This window comes from Pantoea sp. FN0307 (assembly GCF_050113815.1).
Classification (GTDB): Bacteria; Pseudomonadota; Gammaproteobacteria; order Enterobacterales; family Enterobacteriaceae; genus Mixta; species Mixta alhagi.
Genome location: NZ_JBNJSO010000003.1, coordinates 446,222 through 466,564 on the forward strand (window position 1 = coordinate 446,222; position 20,343 = coordinate 466,564).

The following is a 20,343-nucleotide window of genomic DNA, read 5'->3' on the forward strand; positions in this document are numbered from 1 at the left end:
GGAGCACCCATTTTATGGAACTCAGTCTGTTTTTATCGATGCTTGGTTTTCTTTGGGTGGCGGCGATTACGCCAGGGCCAAATAATACGCTATTGACCACGGCTGGCGCCAATTTTGGTTTTCTGCGTTCGCTCCCTTTAATGGCAGGAATTATGCTCGGTATGCAGCTTATGCTGTTGCTGGTGGCGTTTGGCGTGGGCGGGCTGATTCTGGTTTACCCCTCTCTGCACCTGTTTTTGAAAATTGTGGGTAGTCTCTATCTGCTGTGGCTGGCATGGAAAATTGCAACGGCGGCCTATGAAAAGATTGAGATGGGTAAAGCGCCGCCTCGTCCTATGCCTTTATGGCAGGGAGGACTGCTGCAGTTGGTTAATCCCAAAGCCTGGTTAATGGCGCTGGGGGCCGTGGCCAGCTTTAGCCTGGCAGGTGAAGCCTATCGCAGTTCAGTTGTGGCTATCAGCATGGGTATGGCGTTGGTTAATCTGGTCGCTGGCATTCTTTGGCTTGGCTTTGGCACCCTGATAGGCCGTCTGCTGCGTAGCCGCCGCGCATGGAAAATTTTTAATTTGACGATGGGCGTGCTGACTGCCGCCTGCGTACTGTTGATATGGCACTGATTAGCTGGAGGCGCGTACCACCAGCTCACAGGGGAGCCGCTCATGAACCTGTGGCGTCAGCGGATCCTGAATGCGCTGTAACAGCAGCTGTACGCTGCGCGTGCCCAACTGATGCATTGGCTGTTCCAGCGTACTGAGTGGCGGCGACAGCATTGCGCTCCACGGCAGGCCGTCAAAGCCCAGCACGGCGATATCCTCAGGGATGGCGAGCTGGTACTGACGTGCGCAGTGTATCGCGCCTACTGCCAGCACATCAGATACGGTAAACACGGCGTCTGGCGGCTCTTTTGTTTCCAGCAGCCGTTTCATGGCCGCAAAGCCCGCCTCGCACTCTACTTCATTAGCATATTCAACGCCGGACCATGACAAACCCAGTTCGGCTAACGCCGATCGATATCCCAACTCACGCTGTTGCGCATAGAGATAGCGTGGATCGCCGTTGATCATCGCAATCCGTCGCCGTCCGCGCTGCGCCAGATGCTGCACTGCCGCCCGCGCGGCCTGTTGATTATCAATAGTGACCGATGAGCCAGCGACATCAGGATCGCCTTCGGCACATTGTACCCAGGGGGAATCGCCAATCATTCGGCGCAGTTCAGGCAGGTTGCTTGCCGCATCCATGGTAATAACGCCATCCACCACTTTGCCGCTCAGCAGCGTGAGATAAGCAGATTCGCGCTGGGTTTGTGAATCGGAATTGCACAGCAGAATATGGTAGCCGTGCGCCTCCGCTTCTGCCTCAATGCCGCGCACCACGCGTGAACAGAAAGGATTGATAATATTGGAAACCAGCACCAGTAACATATGGCTCTGAGAGGTGCGTAGCTGGCGCGCCAGCAGGTTAGGCTGGTATTGACAGGCGGCAATAGCAGCTAAAACGCGTTCACGGGTTGCAGGCCGAACGCCCTTATAACCGTTCAGCACACGTGAAACGGTCGCGGTCGATACACCAGCGAAACGGGCAACTTTCTCAATCGACATGGAAAACCCTCTGACAACTCACCAATGAATAGCCTGTAAAACATCGTTATACAGTGGCCGATTCAGGTCCATTTTTCATCAGAAAAATCAGACTTTTTTAATTTTCAGATAAAGATAGCGATATCTCTTCTAAGGCAATTTAGCGATTAAACATAATTTTTAATTACTTCATGTTGTATCCGCCTCTCAGTTACAACTGAGCCATCACGATGATAGCAACAGGCGGAACGTAAGATGGTGAGGATCTCGCGGTTTTTAGCATGGGCAGCGACGTTATCGCTGCTGGCGACCCAGGCGCACGCCGTTGAGGTTACAGTGGCTTATCAGACCTCGGCGGAACCGGCGAAAGTTGCTCAGGCGGATAACACTTTCGCTCAGCAAAGCGGCGCGCAGGTTAACTGGCGTAAATTTGACAGTGGCTCCAGTGTAGTTCGTGCGCTGGCATCCGGGAATGTACAAATCGGCAATATCGGCTCCAGTCCGTTGGCGGTCGCCGCCAGTCAGAAGCTGCCGATTGAAGTTTTCCTGCTGGCTTCGCAGCTCGGAAGCTCGGAAGCGCTGGTCGTAAAGAAAACGATGAACTCGCCGCAGGATTTGATTGGCAAGCGTATCGCGGTGGCGTTTATCTCCACCACTCATTACAGTCTGCTGGCGGCACTGAAGCACTGGGGAATTAAACCCAGCCAGCTGCAGATCATTAATCTGCAGCCGCCAGCGATTATTGCGGCCTGGCAGCGAGGCGATATCGACGGCGCCTATGTCTGGGCGCCAGCCGTCAATGAGCTGACTAAAAGCGGCAAGGTGCTGACCGACTCGGCACAGGTGGGCCAGTGGGGCGCGCCGACGCTGGATGTGTGGGTGGTGCGCAAAGATTTTGCTGCGCAGCATCCGGAGATTGTCACCGCCTTTGCCCGCAGCGCGCTGGCGGCGCAGCAGGCTTATCTTGATCATCCGCAGCAATGGCTACAGCAGCCTGAAAATCTTAATAAACTTTCCCGACTGAGCGGCGTGCCGACGGATCAGGTGGCCGGTCTGGTACAGGGCAACACCTACCTTAACGCACAGCAGCAGCTTGCCCAACTGGCAGAGCCGGTCAATAAGGCGATTGGCGACACGGCTCAGTTTCTGAAGCAGCAGGGCAAAGTGGCGCAGGTTGATACGGATTACCGCGACTATGTGACCGACCGTTTTATTCATCCTTTGGTTCAGCCGTAGGGGGTTAACCATGCTTGCTGTTACTCATGTCAGTGCGCGTTACCACGGGCAGCTTGCTTTGCAGGACATCAACTTGATGTTGAACGCAGGGGAACTGGTGGTACTGCTGGGGCCGTCCGGCTGTGGGAAAACCACGCTGCTGAACCTGATAGCCGGTTTTTTACCCACGGAAGAGGGCAAGATTACGCTGGCTGGAGAGCCGGTAACCGGGCCGGGCGCCGATCGCGGGGTGGTTTTTCAACATGAAGGATTACTTCCCTGGCGCAATGTGTTGGATAACGTGGCGTTTGGTCTGCAGCTGGCGGGCGTGGACGTTAAAACGCGGCGGGAGAAAGCGGGCAGTATATTAAAAAAAGTTGGGCTGGAAGGCGCGGAAAAACGCTTTATCTGGCAGCTTTCCGGCGGTATGCGCCAGCGCGTCGGCATTGCGCGCGCGCTGGCCGCCGATCCACAGCTGTTACTACTGGATGAGCCGTTTGGCGCACTGGATGCGTTCACCCGCGAGCAGATGCAAGAACTACTGCTGCGCCTGTGGCGTGACAGCGGTAAGGGGATTCTGCTGATTACCCACGATATTGAAGAGGCAGTGTTTCTTGCCAGCGAGCTGGTGCTGATGACGCCGGGGCCCGGACGCATCAGCGAGCGTCTGACGCTGGATTTTGGCCGCCGCTTTGCCGCCGGAGGATCCTGTCGCGCCATTAAATCCGATCCCGCCTTTATTGCCCAGCGCGAATATGTGCTGAGCCGGGTATTCCAACAGCGCGAGGCCTTCTCATGAGTTTACAGGCGCTGGATAAACCGGGCGCACGACGCTGGCGCTGGCCGCTTCCCCGTCAATTGACGCTGAGCCTGACAACCTTAACGCTGCTGCTGGCGCTGTGGTGGCTGGTTACTGCGCTGCAGCTGATTGCGCCGCTGTTTTTACCGCCGCCGCAGCAGGTATTACATCAGTTACTGACGATCGCCAGCGCACAGGGATTTATGGATGCCACGCTCTGGCAGCATCTGGCCGCCAGCCTTGGGCGGATCCTGCTGGCGCTGCTGGCGGCGGTGCTGATCGGAGTGCCGACCGGCATTGTGATGGGGTTAAGCGCAACGGCGCGTGGCATTCTCGATCCGCTGATCGAGCTGTACCGCCCGGTGCCGCCGCTGGCCTATCTGCCGCTGATGGTGATCTGGTTCGGCATCGGTGAAACCTCCAAGATCTTGTTGATCTATCTGGCTATTTTCGCGCCAGTCACGCTATCGACGCTTCAGGGCGTCAGAAACGCGCAGCAGGTACGGCTGCGGGCGGCGCTGTCGCTGGGAGCCAGCCGCTGGCAGCTGCTACGTCTGGTTATTTTACCCGGCGCGCTGCCGGAAATCCTTACCGGTCTGCGCATCGGTTTAGGCGTCGGCTGGTCAACGCTGGTGGCGGCGGAGCTGATCGCCGCTACGCGCGGGCTGGGTTTTATGGTGCAGTCTGCCGGTGAGTTTCTGGCAACGGATGTGGTGCTGGCCGGCATTTTGGTGATTGCGTTAATCGCATTCGGTTTAGAACTGGCCCTGCGGACGTTACAGCGTCAGTTAACGCCCTGGCATGGAGAATCACAATGAATGAACGTCTGGTTATTACCGCGCTGGGACCTTACATCGGCGCCACCGTTGATAATCTCGATCTTTCCCGTCCGCTGAGCGATGGTCAGTTCGAACAGCTGTGGCATGCGCTAATCCGTCATCAGGTGCTGTTTCTGCGCGACCAGCCGTTGACGCCAGCGCAGCAGAGAGCGCTGGCCGCGCGCTTCGGTGATTTGCATATCCACCCGGTCTATCCACACGCCGAAGGTGTGGAAGAGATTATTGTGCTGGATACGCATAACGATAATCCCCCCGATAACGATAACTGGCACACCGACGTTACCTTTATTGCTACGCCACCGGCCGGGGCGATTCTGGCGGCAAAGCAGGTGCCGGAGCATGGCGGCGATACATTATGGGCCAGCGGCATTGCGGCATTCGCGGCGCTTTCTCCACCGCTACGCACGCTGCTAAGCGGCCTGCAGGCTGAACATGACTTTACCAAATCCTTTCCGGAATATAAGCACCGTGCCTCGCCGGAAGAGCATGCGCGCTGGCGTCAGGCGGCGGCGAACCATCCACCGCTGCTGCATCCGGTGGTACGCACCCATCCGGTTAGCGGCCAGCAGGCCTTGTTTGTGAATCAGGGATTTACAACGCGAATTGTCGATTTAACACCGAAAGAGAGCGATGCGCTGCTGGGCTTTCTGTTTGCCCATATAAACAAGCCAGAGTTCCAGGTGCGCTGGCGCTGGCGGGCTAACGATGTCGCCATCTGGGATAACCGGGTCACGCAGCACTATGCGAATGCCGACTACCTGCCCGCCAGACGCATCATGCACCGCGCCACCATTTTGGGGGATAAGCCGTTTTATCGTCCCGCCTGAGCCGATCAGGGCAGGGAAAGCAGCGGGGCTGGCTGACCGGTTAGCCAGCCCTGTATATAATCAACGCCCAGCTCGGTTAACAGCGCTTTTTGCGCCTCGGTTTCCACATATTCCGCCACAACGGATACGCGTTTTTCCTGGGCGATGGCGCAGATCGATTTAATAATAATGCGATCGATATTGTCATCAAGGCTGTTTTTAACAAACAGGCCATCAATTTTAATAATATCGGCGCTAAGATGTTTCACGCGCTCATAGTTGGCGAAACCGGTGCCGAAATCATCTATCGCAATACGAAAGCCTGCCTGACGCAGCGTGGCAATCGCATTATTGACCTGCAGATTATTGATCAATCCCTGCTGCTCGGTCACTTCGAAAATAACCGCTTCAGAGGAGACGGAAAAGCGCTGAAAAAGGGCAATGATCTCCTCTGCTACTCCCGGCTCGGTCAGCGTCATTGGCAACAGATTAATGGCCAGGCGCGGCGGCGGGTTATTCACGCGTTGACGCTGATGAATAAACGCCACGGTTTCCTTTACTACCAGGCGATCAAACTGGGCGCTAAGGCGAAACTCTGCAATCAGCGGAATAAACCGATCCGGCATAATAAGTTCGTCTGCCGAACGTAGCCGCGTCAGCACTTCGTAATAAAGGCAACCCTGTTTACAGGGGACAATCGGCTGTGCAAACAGCACGATATCCTGCCCGGTTAGCGCCTGTTTGATTTTTTGTAGCAGTAAAACCTGGTCGGAGACATGACCAAGCAAGCGTGAATTATCCTTATCCAGCAGCGCTACGCCGCCCAACATCAGGGCCTGTTCTGCCAGATAATTCAGCTGCCCTGCCAGACGGTAAAGATTACTGTTTTCCCTGGTGAATTTACCGGCGGCAAAAGCATAATCGATATCTATCAGCTGGTTGTGCCAGAAAATCTGTTGCTGCTTTAGGCGCGTGCGTAGCTGCGACAGACGCTCGCCGATGCCTTCACCCTGTAGCAGCACAATAACGCCGTCGCAGGTGATTTGGTAAACCCCTTCATTTTCCCGCAGCTGCGTGCCAATCTCATCAATGATGCAGCGTTTGGTATAGGTTTTCATCATCAGGCCATAATGGCAGCCAAGAAATTTCAGCTGATGCAGATAGAGATAGCAAAGGGTGCCCGATGGGTGCTGTTTAAGCTTTTTCTGTAGCGCTCGCAGATTAAGCCGCTGGACCACCGGATCGGTCACGGCAAGGTTAAGCGCAATGCGCTGCAGGCGACGACTTTTCCAGTATCCCGCCGCGATATAAAGCAGGCTGATGGTAAAAGCGATAAACGCTGAGGATAAAAAGGTGGCGGAAAAGATGGACTTTAACGGCAGCACATCAAGGTTAAAGTGCATCAGCAACAGACAGCAGAGCGCCCAGAGCCAGAGCACGCTCCGTGAGGTGAAGCGCATAATGCCGTAAGTGAAGATAACGAAAACCAGCGGGACCAGATAGCTGGAAATCAGCATATGGCGCACCGGAAAACAAAGCAGCAGCATCAGCGCGGCCAGCAGGCAGCCCCACCAAAGCGCGCTCAGACAGTTTCCATACAGGGCATGCCTGGCCCGACGACAGAAAGTAAAGCCGCTGCGCGGCGCGGCCAGCATACGCAGCGGAAAGTAAAAAAGAATGGTAAATAGCGTCGCAGAGAGCATCAGGTTTTGCAGACTGAGTATGCTGAACATATCCAGCCTGCCGGTAAAATAGCTGCCGGGCATCTCTGGGATCACCGGCAGTTTTTGCCCAAGCGCTGCCAGCAGCAGCATCGTCAGGACAGGGGCCAGCGTATTCAGCAGGAGCAGCCGGACACCCAGTCCCTGGTTACCGAGGTTATAGCGCCAGCGGCGGCCAGACCAGCGGCGAATCAGCCAACAGCTAACAAACAATGGCGTTAAAAAAGCAAAGGCGAGCGCCGCCGCCAGCGAGAATAGCGAAAAGCAGAGCTGGAACGTAATAAAGAAAGCCAGATAAAGGGGAACCACGGCGGAGCGGCCGAAAATATAGATGGCGGCGATCGCTAAACCGTAGGGCAAATAGCAAAGGTAAACAGTGCGATCTGCAACCAGGTACAAAGGTGATAAAAAATGGGCAAGGGGCGTGAAAAAAATCAACAGCCCAAAAGCCGTCAGTTTTTTTTTCAGCAGATTTACGCAGCGCTCTGACACGGTTTACCCTGAGTTCAAAAAATAAGCAATTTATGCAGGGCGCAATAGTAAAAACATTGAACTCTGCGCACAAGGAAACAGAACGTAAAAAATTTGATAAACGTTGGTTGTTTATGAAGAAAATGATGCGGAAAAGGTACAACGCAGCCAGGTGAAGTTCAGCGAACCGTTTCTTTTTATTTGAAAAGCGCTTCGCCGCTTTGAATTGTTAACAGGCGCTGCTCGCCAGTCGAAAGCCCGGCCTTATTTTGCATTTAAAAACCTCAGCAAAATAAGGCCGTAGCAAGAGTTAATGAGTCAGCATGGCTTCCAGCTGTTCCTGAGCATCCAGCCAGGCCATTTCGCACTCTTCCAGCGCCGATTTCGCCGCGGCCTGCTGCTGTAACGCGGCGGTCAGATCGGTTTTACGACTCGCATCGTAAATAGCCGCATCGGCCAGCTTCGCCTCTGCAGCGGAGAGCTGAGCGTTAAACGTCTCCATCTCTTTTTCCAGCTTTTCTATCTGTTTACGCAGCGGTTGCGTTTGCGCGCGCAGCTCGGCTTCGCGACGCTTCTGATCTTTACGCGCCTGAGCACTGTTGCCGTTATCCTGTTTTGGCTCGCTCTCTTGCGTCTGCCGTTTTTGTAAATCGTTTAACCACTGCTGGTAATCATCCAGATCGCCGGCGAACACTTCCACTTTGCCGTCATGCACCAGATAAAGATCGTCAGTGGTGGAACGCAGCAAATGACGATCGTGCGAAACCACCACCAGCGCGCCCTCAAAATCGATCAGCGCTTCGGTTAATGCCTGCCGCATATCAAGATCGAGATGGTTGGTTGGTTCATCCAGCAGCAGCAGATTGGGACGCTGCCAGACGATTAGCGCCAGCACCAGACGCGCTTTTTCGCCGCCGGAGAAACGCTCGGTCGGTTCGCTGACTTTATCGCCCTGGAAGCCGAAGCCGCCCAGGTAATCGCGCAACTGCTGCTCCGGCAGTTTTGACGCCAGACGCGCCAGATGCTGTAGAGGAGACTCTCCGGCGCGTAAAAATTCCAGCTGATGCTGGGCGAAATAACCCAGCTGGACGCCTTTCGCCAGGCCGATCTCCCCTTTTTGCGGCGCGAGTTCGCCTGCCAGCAGTTTAATTAGCGTGGATTTCCCCGCACCGTTGCGGCCGAGCAGGCCAATACGCGAGCCGGGCACCAGATTCAGTTTGATCGAATCCAGCACAACACGATCATCATAGCCAGCGGTGACCTTCTCCATATTCAGTATCGGATTAGGCAAGTTTTCCGGCGGGCGGAAGCTGAAACTAAAGGGATTATCCACATGTGCGGGGGAGAGAAACTCCATGCGCTCAAGCATTTTGATACGGCTCTGCGCCTGTTTCGCTTTACTGGCTTTGGCGCGGAAACGATCGATATAGCTTTGCAGATGCGCCACTTTACGCTGCTGATGCTCATACTGCGACTGCTGCTGAGAAAGCCTGGTGGCTCGCTGCTGCTCAAAAGAGCTGTAGTTGCCGGTATATTCAAACAGGGACTGCTGTTCGATATGCAGGATTTTATCCACCACCGGATCGAGAAAATCGCGATCGTGCGAAATCAGAAGCAGCGTGCCGTCGTAACTCTTCAGCCAGCGCTCCAGCCAGATAACCGCATCCAGGTCGAGGTGGTTGGTGGGTTCATCCAGCAGCAGCAGATCGGAACGGCATATCAACGCCTGCGCCAGATTGAGACGCATGCGCCAGCCGCCGGAAAAGTCGCTGACCGGGCGCTGCAGCTGTTGCTGGCTAAAACCCAAACCGTGAAGCAGACTGGCAGCGCGCGCCTGTATGCTCCATGCCTGTATCGCATCCAGCTTGCCGTGCAGCAGCGCGATTGCGTTGCCGTCGTTTTTTTCATTGGCGCGCTGTAGCTCGGCTTCAAGCTGTCGATATTCACGATCGCCATCAATAACGTACTCAATGGCGGCCACTGACAGCGCTGGCGTTTCCTGGTTAACCCAGGCCAGCGACCAGGTGCCGGGAAAGGTGACGCTGCCCGCATCGGCGCTGAGCTCATTTTTTAACAGCGACAGCAGCGTCGATTTGCCACAGCCGTTTTTACCCACCAGCCCAACTTTTTGACCAGGATTGATGGTGGCAGTGGCATTGTCCAGCAGCACGCGGGTACCGCGTCGGATCTGTAACGAAGAGAATACAATCATAAGCGCCGTATTGTCAGAATATGTTAATTTATTGTCATCATAATCAGTCAGGAATCATAGATTCCGTTATGTCGTGCATGGTAGCGGAAATCCTGCATCATGACGACGATTTGGAGGAGAGAGATGGCGCAGCCGCCTAAGGTTTTGCTGCTGTATGCCCATCCGGAATCACAAGATTCGATAGCCAATCGGATCTTGCTGCAGCCGGCGCAGCAATTATCCCACGTTACCGTACACGACCTGTATGCACACTATCCCGATTTTTTTATCGATATTCATTTTGAACAGCAGTTGCTGCGGGAGCATCAGATCATTATTTTCCAGCATCCTCTTTATACCTGGAGCTGTCCGGCATTGCTGAAAGAGTGGCTGGATCGCGTGCTTTCGCGTGGCTTTGCCAGCGGCGTCGGCGGTGATGCGCTAAAGGGAAAATATTGGCGCAGCGTGATTACCACCGGCGAACCGGAGACGGCCTATCATCAGGATGGCCTTAATCGCTATCCCATGACGGAGATTATGCGGCCCTTTGAGCTGACGGCTCAGATGTGTCGTATGCACTGGTTATCGCCGATGGTTGTTTACTGGGCGCGTCGTCAACCGCCGGAAATCATGAAAAATTATGCCGAGGCCTATGGCAGCTGGCTTTCCTCTCCTTTGTCTGCTGGAGCATTATAAATGGAAGGGCATACTTTACTGTCGGCGGGCGTGGTCTATCTGTTCGCCGCCGTGGTCGCTGTCCCCATCGCCGCCCGGCTGGGAATTGGCGCGGTACTGGGCTATTTGCTGGCGGGTATTGCGATTGGTCCCTGGGGCCTGGGCTTTATCAGTGACGTTGACGAGATCCTGCACTTTTCGGAAATCGGCGTGGTATTCCTGATGTTCCTGATTGGCCTGGAGCTGAATCCTTCCAAGCTATGGGCGCTGCGCCGCTCGATTTTCGGCGTAGGTGCCGCTCAGGTTATCTTTAGCACTGCGGTGCTGGCCGGGCTGCTGCTGTTAACCGATTTTTCATGGCAGGCGGCAGTGGTTGGCGGGATCGGCCTGGCGATGTCTTCAACGGCGATGGCTTTACAGCTGATGCGCGATAAGGGAATGAATCGCAGCGAGGCGGGGCAACTGGGCTTTTCCGTACTGCTGTTTCAGGACCTGGCGGTGATCCCGGCGCTGGCGCTGGTGCCGCTGCTGGCTGGCACTGATAGCGGCCATACCGACTGGATGAAGGTAGGCATCAAGGTGCTGGCTTTTGCGGGCATGCTGATTGGCGGCAGGCTACTGCTGCGACCGATCTTCCGCTATATCGCCGCTTCCGGCGTACGCGAAGTTTTTACCGCTGCGGCGCTGCTGCTGGTGCTGAGTTCGGCACTGTTTATGGATGCGTTGGGGCTGTCGATGGCGCTGGGCACCTTTATTTCCGGCATTCTGCTGGCGGAAAGCGAATATCGCCATGAGCTGGAGATCGCCATTGAGCCATTTAAAGGTTTGCTGCTTGGGCTGTTTTTTATTTCCGTTGGCATGGCGCTGAATTTGGGCGTGCTCTATACGCATATTTTTACGGTGCTGCTCGGTGTGCTGGTGCTGGTGGCGGTCAAAACGCTGGTGCTTTATCTGCTGGCGCGGATTTATGGCCTGGGTAGCTCGGAGCGTTTGCAGTTCGCCAGCGTGCTGAGTCAGGGCGGTGAGTTCGCGTTTGTACTGTTTTCTGCCGCCTCGGCAGTGCGGCTGTTTCATGACGATCAACTGCCGCTGCTGCTGGTGACCGTTACCCTCTCTATGATGACCACGCCGTTACTGATGCGGGGCGTAGACCGCATTCTGGTGCGGCGCTTTAACGATGGGGATGAGCAAACGGAAAAACCCTGGGTAGATGACGATCAGCCGCAGGTGATTGTGGTGGGATTTGGTCGTTTCGGTCAGGTGATTGGACGTCTGCTGATGGCGAATAAAAAACGCATTACCGTGCTTGAGCGGGACATCAGCGCCGTGAGTCTGATGCGCAATTATGGTTATAAAGTATACTATGGAGATGCAACAGAACTGGAGCTGCTACGGGCCGCAGGCGCTGCCAGCGCGCAGTCGATCGTGATTACCTGTAACACGCCAGAAGACACCATGAATATTGTTCATCTCTGTCAGCAGCATTTCCCCCACCTGCATATTCTGGCGCGGGCGCGCGGGCGCGTTGAGGCCCATGAACTGCTGCAGGCGGGGGTGACGCAATTTTCCCGCGAGACGTTCTCCAGCGCACTGGAGCTGGGACGTAAAACATTGATGTCGTTGGGCATGCATCCGCATCAGGCGCACCGCGCGCAGGAGCACTTCCGGCGGCTGGATATGCGTATGCTACGCGAGCTGATGCCTGTCCATACGGATAATGCGCAAATCTCCCGTGCGCGTGAGGCGCGGCGCGAGCTTGAAGATATTTTCCAGCGCGAGATGCAGCAGGAGAAGCGCCAGCTGGACAGCTGGGATGAATTTGAATAACTGGCGCTGCTGAGCGCGTTGACCCAAAACTGCAGGAAAGAGAAATGCGTAAACGTTTTATTGCTGATGCAACCTGCCCGCACTGCCAACAGAAAGATACGTTGGCAATGTGGCGTGAAAATAATGTCGATGTGGTGGAGTGCGTGAAATGCGGTCATCAAATGCGCGAGGCGGATAAGCAGGTACGCGATCAGATCCGCAGTCAGGAGCAAGTCATCGGAATTTTTCATCCAGAGTAGCGGAACAGCGCAGCTTTTTTTAAGCTTACCCTTACAGCGGCACTGAATTCCGTTACAATCGGCATCGTTAACATTGCCTGAGCGTATTGCCTGTATGGCACGCAAAGGGTCAGCATCTGGATCTTTCTGGTTGGTGTTATTGCACGCAAAAATAGACCAATGAGTCGGGATCAAAGCTCTCAACGGTTAGGAGATATCATGAAAGTAGCAAAAGACCTGGTGGTCAGCCTGGCTTACCAGGTACGTACAGAAGACGGTGTGTTGGTCGACGAGTCTCCGGTGAGCGCGCCGTTGGACTATCTGCACGGTCATGGTTCCCTGATTTCTGGTCTGGAAAAGGCACTGGAAGATCATGAAGTCGGCGACAACTTTGACGTGCATATTGCCGCCAATGACGCTTACGGCCAGTATGATGACAACCTGGTTCAGCGTGTGCCTAAAGATGTGTTTATGGGCGTGGATGAACTGCAGGTTGGCATGCGCTTCCTGGCTGAAACCGATCAGGGTCCGGTACCGGTAGAAATCACCGAAGTGGAAGACGATCACGTTGTGGTTGATGGTAACCATATGCTGGCGGGTCAGGACCTGAACTTCCACGTAGAAGTGGTTGCTATCCGTGAAGCGACGCCGGAAGAACTGGCTCATGGTCATGTACACGGCGAACACGATCACCATCATGACCATGACCACGGTCATGAACATGGTAAAGGCGGCTGCGGTACTGGCGGCTGCGGCTGTCACTAATCGTACGTACAGCATGACAGGGGGCAGAGTGCGGTGCGCGCTCTGCCCTTATTATTTTTGCCTTAACGCTTTCCAGAACGGGGGCATTTTGCACAGCCCAATAGTACGGTTTCCTTTCAGTATATCCCTCGCATTAAACGCAAGAAAATGCGTCAGGCCGCATCGATCCTTCCATTTTATGCCCGCCGTTGGCCTCCTCTGAAAGAAAACCTACCACCGCTAACTAACAGAGCTGGCAGCAAGCAAGCTATGCAGCGACCCCGTAATAAGGTGCCGCAGCGTTAGTGACTGCGGGACAGTTAATAGTGCGGTGGCGGCGTTTCTTCCGATGGATGTGCGACCATTGAAGGTGCCGCAGCTTTAAGTTTATCTATCAGCAGCCGTATTTGCTCACGCATCTTCGCCATTTCCATTTCGTGCTGTACAACCGTTTGGTTCAGATCTTCAATGGTTTGTTCCTGAAAGGCGAGTTTACTTTCCAGCCGTTCCAACTGTTGTTCAAAGGTATATTGCTGCATAGCTGTTCCCCTGTTGCCCATGCCAGACATGTCGGCTTGCCTTGTGTAAGATAAAACCGCATATCCAACGTTAGATTGTCCGATTTTGCCCGCGATGGTTGAAAAAGCACAGTCTTATCGTCATATCCGTTGGAACTTCCCGACACAAAAAAGGGTCGGATGTACACTTAAGTTTGCCGGGCGGGCATGATAAGTTGTTCCGCACAGTTATAGTACAGACCTGATGGTCTGCAACGATTGCCGAGGTGAGAGGCTTCGGTTTTGGAGATAATGGATGAAATCACTGTTTAAAATTACGCTGTTAGCCGCCACGATGGCCGCCACGCTCAATGCACCAGTGGCATTGGCAGCAGACTCCGCACCGGCTGAACAAGCTGCGCCTCAGGCCCCTAAAAATGCGGCTTTCAATAACGAAGACCAGCAGTCCGCTTATGCACTGGGCGCATCGCTGGGCCGCTATATGGAAAATTCGCTGAAAGAACAGGAAAAACTGGGCATTCAGTTAGATAAAGCACAGCTGATTGCTGGCGTTCAGGACGCTTTCGCCGGTAAGAGCAAATTATCCGATCAGGAAATTGAACAAACCCTGCAGTCTTTTGAAGGCCGTGTGAAGGGTGCCGCTCAGGCGAAGATGGAAAAAGATGCGAAAGAAAACGCGGAGAAAGGGGATGCCTACACCGCGAAATTCGCTAAACAGAAGGGCGTGAAGAAAACCGACAGCGGCCTGCTCTATCTGGTAGAAAAAGCGGGTAGCGGCGACGCGCCGAAAGATAGCGATACCGTTGTGGTTAACTATAAAGGCACGCTGATTGACGGTACGGAGTTCGATAACTCTTACACGCGTGGCGAGCCGCTCTCTTTCCGTCTTGACGGCGTGATCCCGGGCTGGACCGAAGGCCTGAAGCACGTGAAGAAAGGCGGGAAAATCAAGTTGGTTATTCCACCGCAGCTCGCTTATGGTAAAAATGGCGTGCCGGGAATTCCGGCTAACTCCACGCTGGTGTTTGATGTTGAATTACTGGATATCAAACCGGCACCGAAAGCTGACGCGAAAGCGCAGGCTCCGGTCGCTGACGAGAAGAAAGCACAGTAATTCTGCAACCGCCGCGTTAACGCGGCGGTTTTATTTGTATGACTCGCACTCCCCGGCTGGACAAAAATCTGGCATAACCTGCAGACATTTGCCAGACTAGCGCTGCGCAAATTTGTATGATGAGTCTGCCCTGGCCGCGCTGAGACAGGCTCCAGCCAATTAGGGTAATGTCTTTCATGTCTAATCCATTCAATCCAGGCGATCTGACCGATATCGATTTACTGGAGCAACATCCGTTCGATCAAACGGACTACGATATCCTGAAATCTTACGAAGCCGTCGTTGATGGCCTTGCGATGCTGATTGGCTCTCATTGTGAAATCGTGCTGCACTCGCTGGAAGATTTGAAATGTTCCGCAGTGCGTATCGCCAATGGGGAACACACTGGCCGTAAAGTCGGCTCGCCGATTACCGATCTGGCGTTGCGTATGCTGCATGATATGACCGGGGCCGACAGTAATGTCTCCCGGGCCTATTTCACCCGCGCGAAAAGCGGGGTGTTGATGAAGTCGGTAACCATCGCTATCCGTAATCGGCAACAACGTGTGATCGGCCTGCTGTGCATCAACATGAATCTGGACGTTCCATTCTCACAGATTATGTCGACCTTTATGCCGCCGGAAACGCCGGATGTTGCTTCACAAGTTAACTTCGCCTCCTCAGTAGAGGATCTGGTGACGCAAACGCTGGAGTTCACCATTGAAGAAGTTAGCGCCGATCGCAACGTAGCAAACAATATGAAGAATCGTCAGATTGTTCTCAATCTGTACGAAAAAGGTATTTTTGATATTAAAGATGCGATTAACCAGGTCGCCGACCGTCTGAATATTTCCAAACATACGGTCTACCTCTATATCCGCCAGTTTAAAAGTGGCGATATGCAGGGGCAGGAACGTTAATGCATTACACGCTTTTGGTAACGGGACCCGCTTACGGCACGCAGCAAGCGAGCAGTGCGCTGCTTTTTGCACGTGCGTTGCTGAAAGCCGGTCATCAGCTGAACAGCATCTTTTTTTATCGGGAAGGCGTGCTCAACGGTAATCAGCTTACCGCTCCCGCTGGCGATGAATTTGATATCGTACGCGCCTGGCAGGCATTGCAGCAACAGGGCGTGACGCTGAACATCTGTGTGGCGGCAGCATTAAGGCGCGGCGTAACCGATGAGCAGGAGGCTGCTGGGTTGGGATTAGCCGCGGTGAATCTTCAGCCTGGGTTTACGCTGGCAGGGCTTGGCGCATTAGCTGAAGCGATGCTCACCAGCGACAGAGTGGTACAGTTCTGATGAAATCGGTCGCTTTTGTTTTTACCCGTGCGCCTCACGGCAACAGCAGCGGAAGAGAAGGGCTGGATGCGGCGCTGGCCACTGCGGCTCTGTGTGAACAGGTTTCACTCTTTTTTATCGGTGATGGCGTGCTACAGCTAAGCGAACATCAACAGCCGGAAAAAGTGCTGGCGCGTAATTATATCGCCACGTTTGGCGTACTGCCGCTGTATGACGTTGAGGAATGTTATATTTGCGCGGACTCGCTTGCGGAGCGCGGGCTCACGTCGGAGAGCCCACGCGTGCTGCCTGCTGAGGTCCTTGATAGCGCGGCGCTACGTGCGCGTCTGTCGCAGGCTGACCATATCCTGACCTTTTAAGGAGCGCTAATGCTGCATACGCTGATGAGTTCCCCCTGGCAGTGTGATTATAATTTATTGCTGCGCATGCTACGGGCAGATGATGATCTATTGTTGATGCAGGATGGCGTGCTGGCCGGTCTGCAAAATAATTGTCTGCTACCGCAGCTGTTGCAAGCACCAGCGCGGCTTTGGGCGCTGAAAGAGGATGTTGAGGCGCGTGGATTGGCCGCGCAAATTTCATCCAAAATTACCGTTATCGACTATAATGATTTCGTCATGCTGACGGTAAAACAGCAACAACAAATGCCCTGGTGAACATAAGACGCCTGGTTATTTCTTGACACCTTTTCTGCTCAGCCCTAAAATTCTGCGTCCTCGTATTAATACGAGGCGATTTATTACGTGTTTACGAAGCAAAAGCTAAATCCAGGAGCTATTTAATGGCAACAGTTAATCAGCTGGTTCGCAAACCGCGCGTACGCAAAGTTGCTAAAAGCAACGTGCCGGCGCTGGAAGCTTGCCCGCAAAAACGTGGTGTTTGTACCCGTGTGTACACCACTACCCCGAAAAAACCGAACTCCGCACTGCGTAAAGTATGCCGTGTTCGTTTAACCAACGGTTTCGAAGTGACTTCCTACATCGGTGGTGAAGGCCACAACCTGCAGGAACACTCCGTAATCCTGATTCGTGGCGGTCGTGTTAAAGACCTGCCAGGTGTGCGTTACCACACCGTTCGTGGCGCGCTTGACTGCTCTGGTGTTAAAGACCGTAAGCAGGCTCGCTCCAAGTATGGCGTGAAGAAGCCAAAGGCTTAATGGTTCTCCGTTAAGTAAGGCCAAACGTTTTAAATTAAATGTCAAAATAAACTCGTAGAGTTTTGGACAATCCTGAATTAACAACGGAGTATTTCCATGCCACGTCGTCGCGTCATTGGTCAACGTAAAATTCTGCCGGATCCTAAGTTCGGATCTGAGCTGCTGGCCAAATTTGTAAATATCCTGATGGTAGACGGTAAAAAATCTACCGCTGAAGCAATCGTATATACCGCGCTGGAGACCCTGGCTCAGCGTTCTGGTAAAACCGAACTGGAAGCTTTTGAAGTAGCTCTGGACAACGTACGCCCGACTGTAGAAGTTAAGTCACGTCGCGTTGGTGGTTCTACTTATCAGGTACCAGTTGAAGTCCGTCCGGTCCGTCGTAATGCTCTGGCAATGCGTTGGATCGTAGAAGCTGCTCGTAAACGCGGTGATAAATCGATGGCTCTGCGCCTGGCGAACGAACTTTCTGATGCTGCTGAGAACAAAGGTACTGCAGTGAAGAAACGTGAAGACGTTCACCGTATGGCCGAAGCCAACAAGGCGTTCGCTCACTACCGCTGGTAATAACCGCGTAGTTATTGTTAACCCAGCGGGCGCTCAATTAGCCAACCCGCTGGGGATGACTTATTTTGAACGTCCGAGAATCAGAGGAATCAAATGGCTCGTACAACACCCATTTCACGTTACCGTAACATCGGTATCAGTGCTCACATCGACGCCGGTAAGACCACTACCACCGAGCGTATCCTGTTCTACACCGGCGTTAACCACAAAATCGGTGAAGTACATGATGGCGCTGCAACCATGGACTGGATGGCTCAGGAGCAGGAACGTGGTATCACCATTACTTCTGCTGCGACCACCGCGTTCTGGTCAGGTATGGCCAAGCAGTTTGAGCCGCACCGCATCAACATCATCGACACCCCGGGACACGTTGACTTCACTATCGAAGTTGAACGTTCCATGCGTGTTCTTGATGGCGCGGTAATGGTTTACTGTGCGGTTGGTGGTGTTCAGCCGCAGTCTGAAACCGTATGGCGTCAGGCTAACAAATATAAAGTTCCGCGCATCGCGTTCGTTAACAAAATGGACCGCATGGGCGCTAACTTCCTGAAAGTTGTTGGTCAGATCAAAACCCGTCTGGGTGCAAACCCGGTTCCTCTGCAGCTGGCTATCGGTGCAGAAGAGAAATTCACCGGTGTTGTTGACCTGATCAAAATGAAAGCCATCAACTGGAACGAAGAAGATGCAGGCGTGACCTTCACTTATGAAGAGATCCCGGCTGACATGGTTGACCTGGCTGAAGAATGGCATCAGAACCTGATCGAATCTGCGGCAGAAGCCTCTGAAGAGCTGATGGAGAAATACCTCGGCGGCGAAGAGCTGACTGAAGAAGAGATCAAAAAAGCACTGCGCCTGCGCGTGCTGAACAACGAAATCATCCTGGTTACCTGTGGTTCTGCATTCAAGAACAAAGGTGTTCAGGCGATGCTGGATGCAGTGGTTGAATTCCTGCCAGCACCGACCGACGTTCCGGCTATCAAAGGTATGCTGGACGACGGTAAAGATACTCCGGCAGAGCGTCACTCTGACGATAAAGAGCCGTTCTCTGCTCTGGCGTTCAAAATTGCGAACGACCCGTTCGTTGGTAACCTGACCTTCTTCCGCGTTTACTCAGGCGTGGTTAACTCAGGTGATACCGTACTGAACTCTGTGAAATCACAGCGTGAGCGTTTTGGTCGTATCGTACAGATGCACGCCAACAAACGTGAAGAGATCAAAGAAGTTCGCGCGGGCGATATCGCAGCGGCGATCGGTCTGAAAGACGTGATCACTGGTGATACCCTGTGTGATCCGAACAACCCGATCATCCTGGAACGTATGGAGTTCCCGGAGCCGGTTATCTCTATCGCGGTTGAACCGAAAACCAAAGCTGACCAGGAAAAAATGGGTCTGGCTCTGGGCCGTCTGGCGAAAGAAGACCCATCATTCCGCGTATGGACTGATGAAGAATCTAACCAGACCATCATCGCTGGTATGGGTGAGCTGCACCTCGACATCATCGTTGACCGTATGAAGCGTGAGTTCAACGTTGAAGCGAACGTAGGTAAACCGCAGGTTGCTTACCGTGAAACTATCCGCGACACCATTAAGGATGTCGAAGGTAAACACGCGAAACAGTCTGGTGGTCGTGGTCAGTACGGTCACGTTGTGATCGATCTGTACCCGCTGGAGCCGGGCGGCAAAGGCTACGAATTTGTCAACGACATCAAAGGCGGTGTGATTCCTGGTGAATACATCCCTGCGGTTGACAAAGGTATCCAGGAACAGCTGAAATCTGGTCCGCTGGCTGGTTATCCGGTAGTTGACCTGGGCGTTCGTCTGCACTTCGGTTCTTACCATGATGTGGACTCCTCTGAACTGGCGTTTAAACTGGCTGCTTCTCTGGCGTTTAAAGATGGCTTTAAGAAAGCGAAGCCGGTTCTGCTTGAGCCTATCATGAAGGTTGAAGTTGAAACGCCGGAAGAGAACATGGGTGACGTAATCGGTGACCTGAACCGTCGTCGCGGTATCATCGAAGGTATGGATGACACCGCTACCGGTAAGACCGTTCGCGCTCAGGTACCGCTGTCTGAAATGTTTGGTTATGCTACTGACCTGCGTTCTCAGACCCAGGGCCGTGCTTCTTACTCCATGGAGTTCCTGAAGTACGCGGAAGCGCCGAACAACGTCGCTCAGGCCGTTATTGAATCTCGTAGCAAATAAGCTACGGTTTTAGAATATTGAACAGATGCCCTCATCATGGATGAGGGCATAACAGTAAGGAATATCGCCATGGCGAAAGAGCAATTTCAGCGTAACAAAACGCACGTTAACGTTGGTACTATCGGCCACGTTGACCACGGTAAAACCACTCTGACCGCAGCTATCACCACCGTTCTGTCTAAAACTTTCGGTGGCCAGGCTCGTGCGTTCGATCAGATTGATAACGCGCCGGAAGAGAAGGCTCGTGGTATCACCATCAACACCTCTCACGTTGAATATGAAACCCCGACCCGTCACTACGCGCACGTTGACTGCCCGGGCCACGCCGACTATGTGAAAAACATGATCACCGGTGCTGCTCAGATGGACGGCGCTATCCTGGTTGTTGCTGCGACTGACGGCCCGATGCCGCAGACCCGTG

Annotated in this window: 22 protein-coding genes; 18 read left to right on the forward strand and 4 right to left on the reverse strand. The window is 53.7% G+C overall.

The window, feature by feature from the left end; genetic code table 11:
- Positions 1-14 precede the first annotated feature (14 nt).
- Positions 15-617, forward strand: coding sequence for a LysE family translocator (locus tag ACQE3Z_RS12510; RefSeq protein ID WP_250651540.1), 603 nt, complete (start codon positions 15-17; stop codon positions 615-617).
- Here ACQE3Z_RS12510 and ACQE3Z_RS12515 read toward each other — a convergent pair whose 3' ends face one another.
- Complete coding sequence (locus ACQE3Z_RS12515; RefSeq protein WP_426974055.1) at positions 618-1,598, reverse strand: LacI family DNA-binding transcriptional regulator; 981 nt, start codon at positions 1,596-1,598, stop codon at positions 618-620.
- A gap of 234 nt (positions 1,599-1,832) precedes the next feature.
- Between ACQE3Z_RS12515 and tauA the strand changes: the two genes are divergently transcribed.
- The 4 genes from tauA to tauD are packed head-to-tail and all read left to right on the forward strand — an operon-like array spanning position 1,833 to position 5,257.
- On the forward strand, positions 1,833-2,813 hold the full coding sequence (gene tauA, locus ACQE3Z_RS12520) for a taurine ABC transporter substrate-binding protein (protein WP_426974056.1): 981 nt from the start codon (positions 1,833-1,835) through the stop codon (positions 2,811-2,813).
- A gap of 10 nt (positions 2,814-2,823) precedes the next feature.
- Positions 2,824-3,591, forward strand: coding sequence for a taurine ABC transporter ATP-binding subunit (gene tauB, locus ACQE3Z_RS12525; protein ID WP_426974057.1), 768 nt, complete (start codon positions 2,824-2,826; stop codon positions 3,589-3,591).
- The gene (tauC, locus tag ACQE3Z_RS12530) at positions 3,588-4,409 is read left to right on the forward strand and encodes a taurine ABC transporter permease TauC (protein ID WP_426974058.1); all 822 of its coding nucleotides are present in this window, start codon (positions 3,588-3,590) and stop codon (positions 4,407-4,409) included. Before tauB ends, tauC begins: the two co-directional genes overlap by 4 nt.
- The gene (gene tauD / locus ACQE3Z_RS12535; RefSeq protein WP_426974059.1) at positions 4,406-5,257 is read left to right on the forward strand and encodes a taurine dioxygenase; all 852 of its coding nucleotides are present in this window, start codon (positions 4,406-4,408) and stop codon (positions 5,255-5,257) included. Before tauC ends, tauD begins: the two co-directional genes overlap by 4 nt.
- Before the next feature lie 5 nt (positions 5,258-5,262).
- Here the strand turns inward: tauD and ACQE3Z_RS12540 are convergent, their stop codons facing one another.
- The gene (locus ACQE3Z_RS12540) at positions 5,263-7,449 is read right to left on the reverse strand and encodes an EAL domain-containing protein (RefSeq protein ID WP_426974060.1); all 2,187 of its coding nucleotides are present in this window, start codon (positions 7,447-7,449) and stop codon (positions 5,263-5,265) included.
- Between the two features lie 289 nt (positions 7,450-7,738).
- Complete coding sequence (locus ACQE3Z_RS12545) at positions 7,739-9,640, reverse strand: ABC transporter ATP-binding protein (RefSeq protein ID WP_426974061.1); 1,902 nt, start codon at positions 9,638-9,640, stop codon at positions 7,739-7,741.
- Positions 9,641-9,763: 123 nt separating this feature from the next.
- Between ACQE3Z_RS12545 and kefG the strand changes: the two genes are divergently transcribed.
- The 4 genes from kefG (at position 9,764) to slyD (ending at position 13,104) form a co-directional block, all read left to right on the forward strand.
- Complete coding sequence (kefG, locus tag ACQE3Z_RS12550) at positions 9,764-10,315, forward strand: glutathione-regulated potassium-efflux system ancillary protein KefG (RefSeq protein WP_426974062.1); 552 nt, start codon at positions 9,764-9,766, stop codon at positions 10,313-10,315.
- Complete coding sequence (gene kefB, locus ACQE3Z_RS12555) at positions 10,316-12,121, forward strand: glutathione-regulated potassium-efflux system protein KefB (protein WP_426974063.1); 1,806 nt, start codon at positions 10,316-10,318, stop codon at positions 12,119-12,121.
- A gap of 44 nt (positions 12,122-12,165) precedes the next feature.
- Positions 12,166-12,360, forward strand: a complete 195-nt coding sequence (locus tag ACQE3Z_RS12560; protein ID WP_085068503.1) for a YheV family putative zinc ribbon protein — start codon at positions 12,166-12,168, stop codon at positions 12,358-12,360.
- A gap of 198 nt (positions 12,361-12,558) precedes the next feature.
- Positions 12,559-13,104, forward strand: coding sequence for a peptidylprolyl isomerase (slyD, locus tag ACQE3Z_RS12565; protein WP_426974064.1), 546 nt, complete (start codon positions 12,559-12,561; stop codon positions 13,102-13,104).
- Between the two features lie 299 nt (positions 13,105-13,403).
- Here the strand turns inward: slyD and ACQE3Z_RS12570 are convergent, their stop codons facing one another.
- On the reverse strand, positions 13,404-13,622 hold the full coding sequence (locus ACQE3Z_RS12570) for a protein SlyX (protein ID WP_085068499.1): 219 nt from the start codon (positions 13,620-13,622) through the stop codon (positions 13,404-13,406).
- A gap of 274 nt (positions 13,623-13,896) precedes the next feature.
- On the opposite strand from ACQE3Z_RS12570, the gene fkpA reads away from it, so the two are divergent.
- From fkpA to ACQE3Z_RS12615, 9 genes are all read left to right on the forward strand, one after another.
- On the forward strand, positions 13,897-14,715 hold the full coding sequence (gene fkpA, locus ACQE3Z_RS12575) for an FKBP-type peptidyl-prolyl cis-trans isomerase (protein WP_426974065.1): 819 nt from the start codon (positions 13,897-13,899) through the stop codon (positions 14,713-14,715).
- Between the two features lie 176 nt (positions 14,716-14,891).
- Positions 14,892-15,614: a helix-turn-helix transcriptional regulator gene (locus ACQE3Z_RS12580; RefSeq protein ID WP_085068494.1), complete on the forward strand. Its 723-nt coding sequence runs from the start codon at positions 14,892-14,894 to the stop codon at positions 15,612-15,614.
- Positions 15,614-15,997 carry a sulfurtransferase complex subunit TusD gene (gene tusD / locus ACQE3Z_RS12585; RefSeq protein WP_426974066.1) on the forward strand — a complete coding sequence of 128 codons (384 nt, stop codon included), beginning with the start codon at positions 15,614-15,616 and terminating at the stop codon, positions 15,995-15,997. Before ACQE3Z_RS12580 ends, tusD begins: the two co-directional genes overlap by 1 nt.
- A complete protein-coding gene (tusC, locus tag ACQE3Z_RS12590) occupies positions 15,997-16,356 on the forward strand; it encodes a sulfurtransferase complex subunit TusC (RefSeq protein WP_426974067.1) in 360 nt (119 codons plus the stop codon). The genes tusD and tusC overlap by 1 nt, the downstream gene beginning before the upstream one ends.
- A 9-nt stretch (positions 16,357-16,365) precedes the next feature.
- Positions 16,366-16,653, forward strand: coding sequence for a sulfurtransferase complex subunit TusB (gene tusB / locus ACQE3Z_RS12595; RefSeq protein ID WP_426974068.1), 288 nt, complete (start codon positions 16,366-16,368; stop codon positions 16,651-16,653).
- 125 nt (positions 16,654-16,778) lie between these two features.
- The gene (gene rpsL, locus ACQE3Z_RS12600; protein ID WP_003852912.1) at positions 16,779-17,153 is read left to right on the forward strand and encodes a 30S ribosomal protein S12; all 375 of its coding nucleotides are present in this window, start codon (positions 16,779-16,781) and stop codon (positions 17,151-17,153) included.
- Between the two features lie 96 nt (positions 17,154-17,249).
- Positions 17,250-17,720, forward strand: a complete 471-nt coding sequence (rpsG, locus tag ACQE3Z_RS12605) for a 30S ribosomal protein S7 (protein ID WP_038629748.1) — start codon at positions 17,250-17,252, stop codon at positions 17,718-17,720.
- Positions 17,721-17,813: 93 nt separating this feature from the next.
- Positions 17,814-19,922, forward strand: coding sequence for an elongation factor G (fusA, locus tag ACQE3Z_RS12610; protein WP_249893122.1), 2,109 nt, complete (start codon positions 17,814-17,816; stop codon positions 19,920-19,922).
- A 69-nt stretch (positions 19,923-19,991) separates the two neighbouring features.
- Positions 19,992-20,343: GTP-binding protein (locus ACQE3Z_RS12615; RefSeq protein ID WP_426974069.1), on the forward strand; the 352-nt coding region annotated here is incomplete at its 3' end.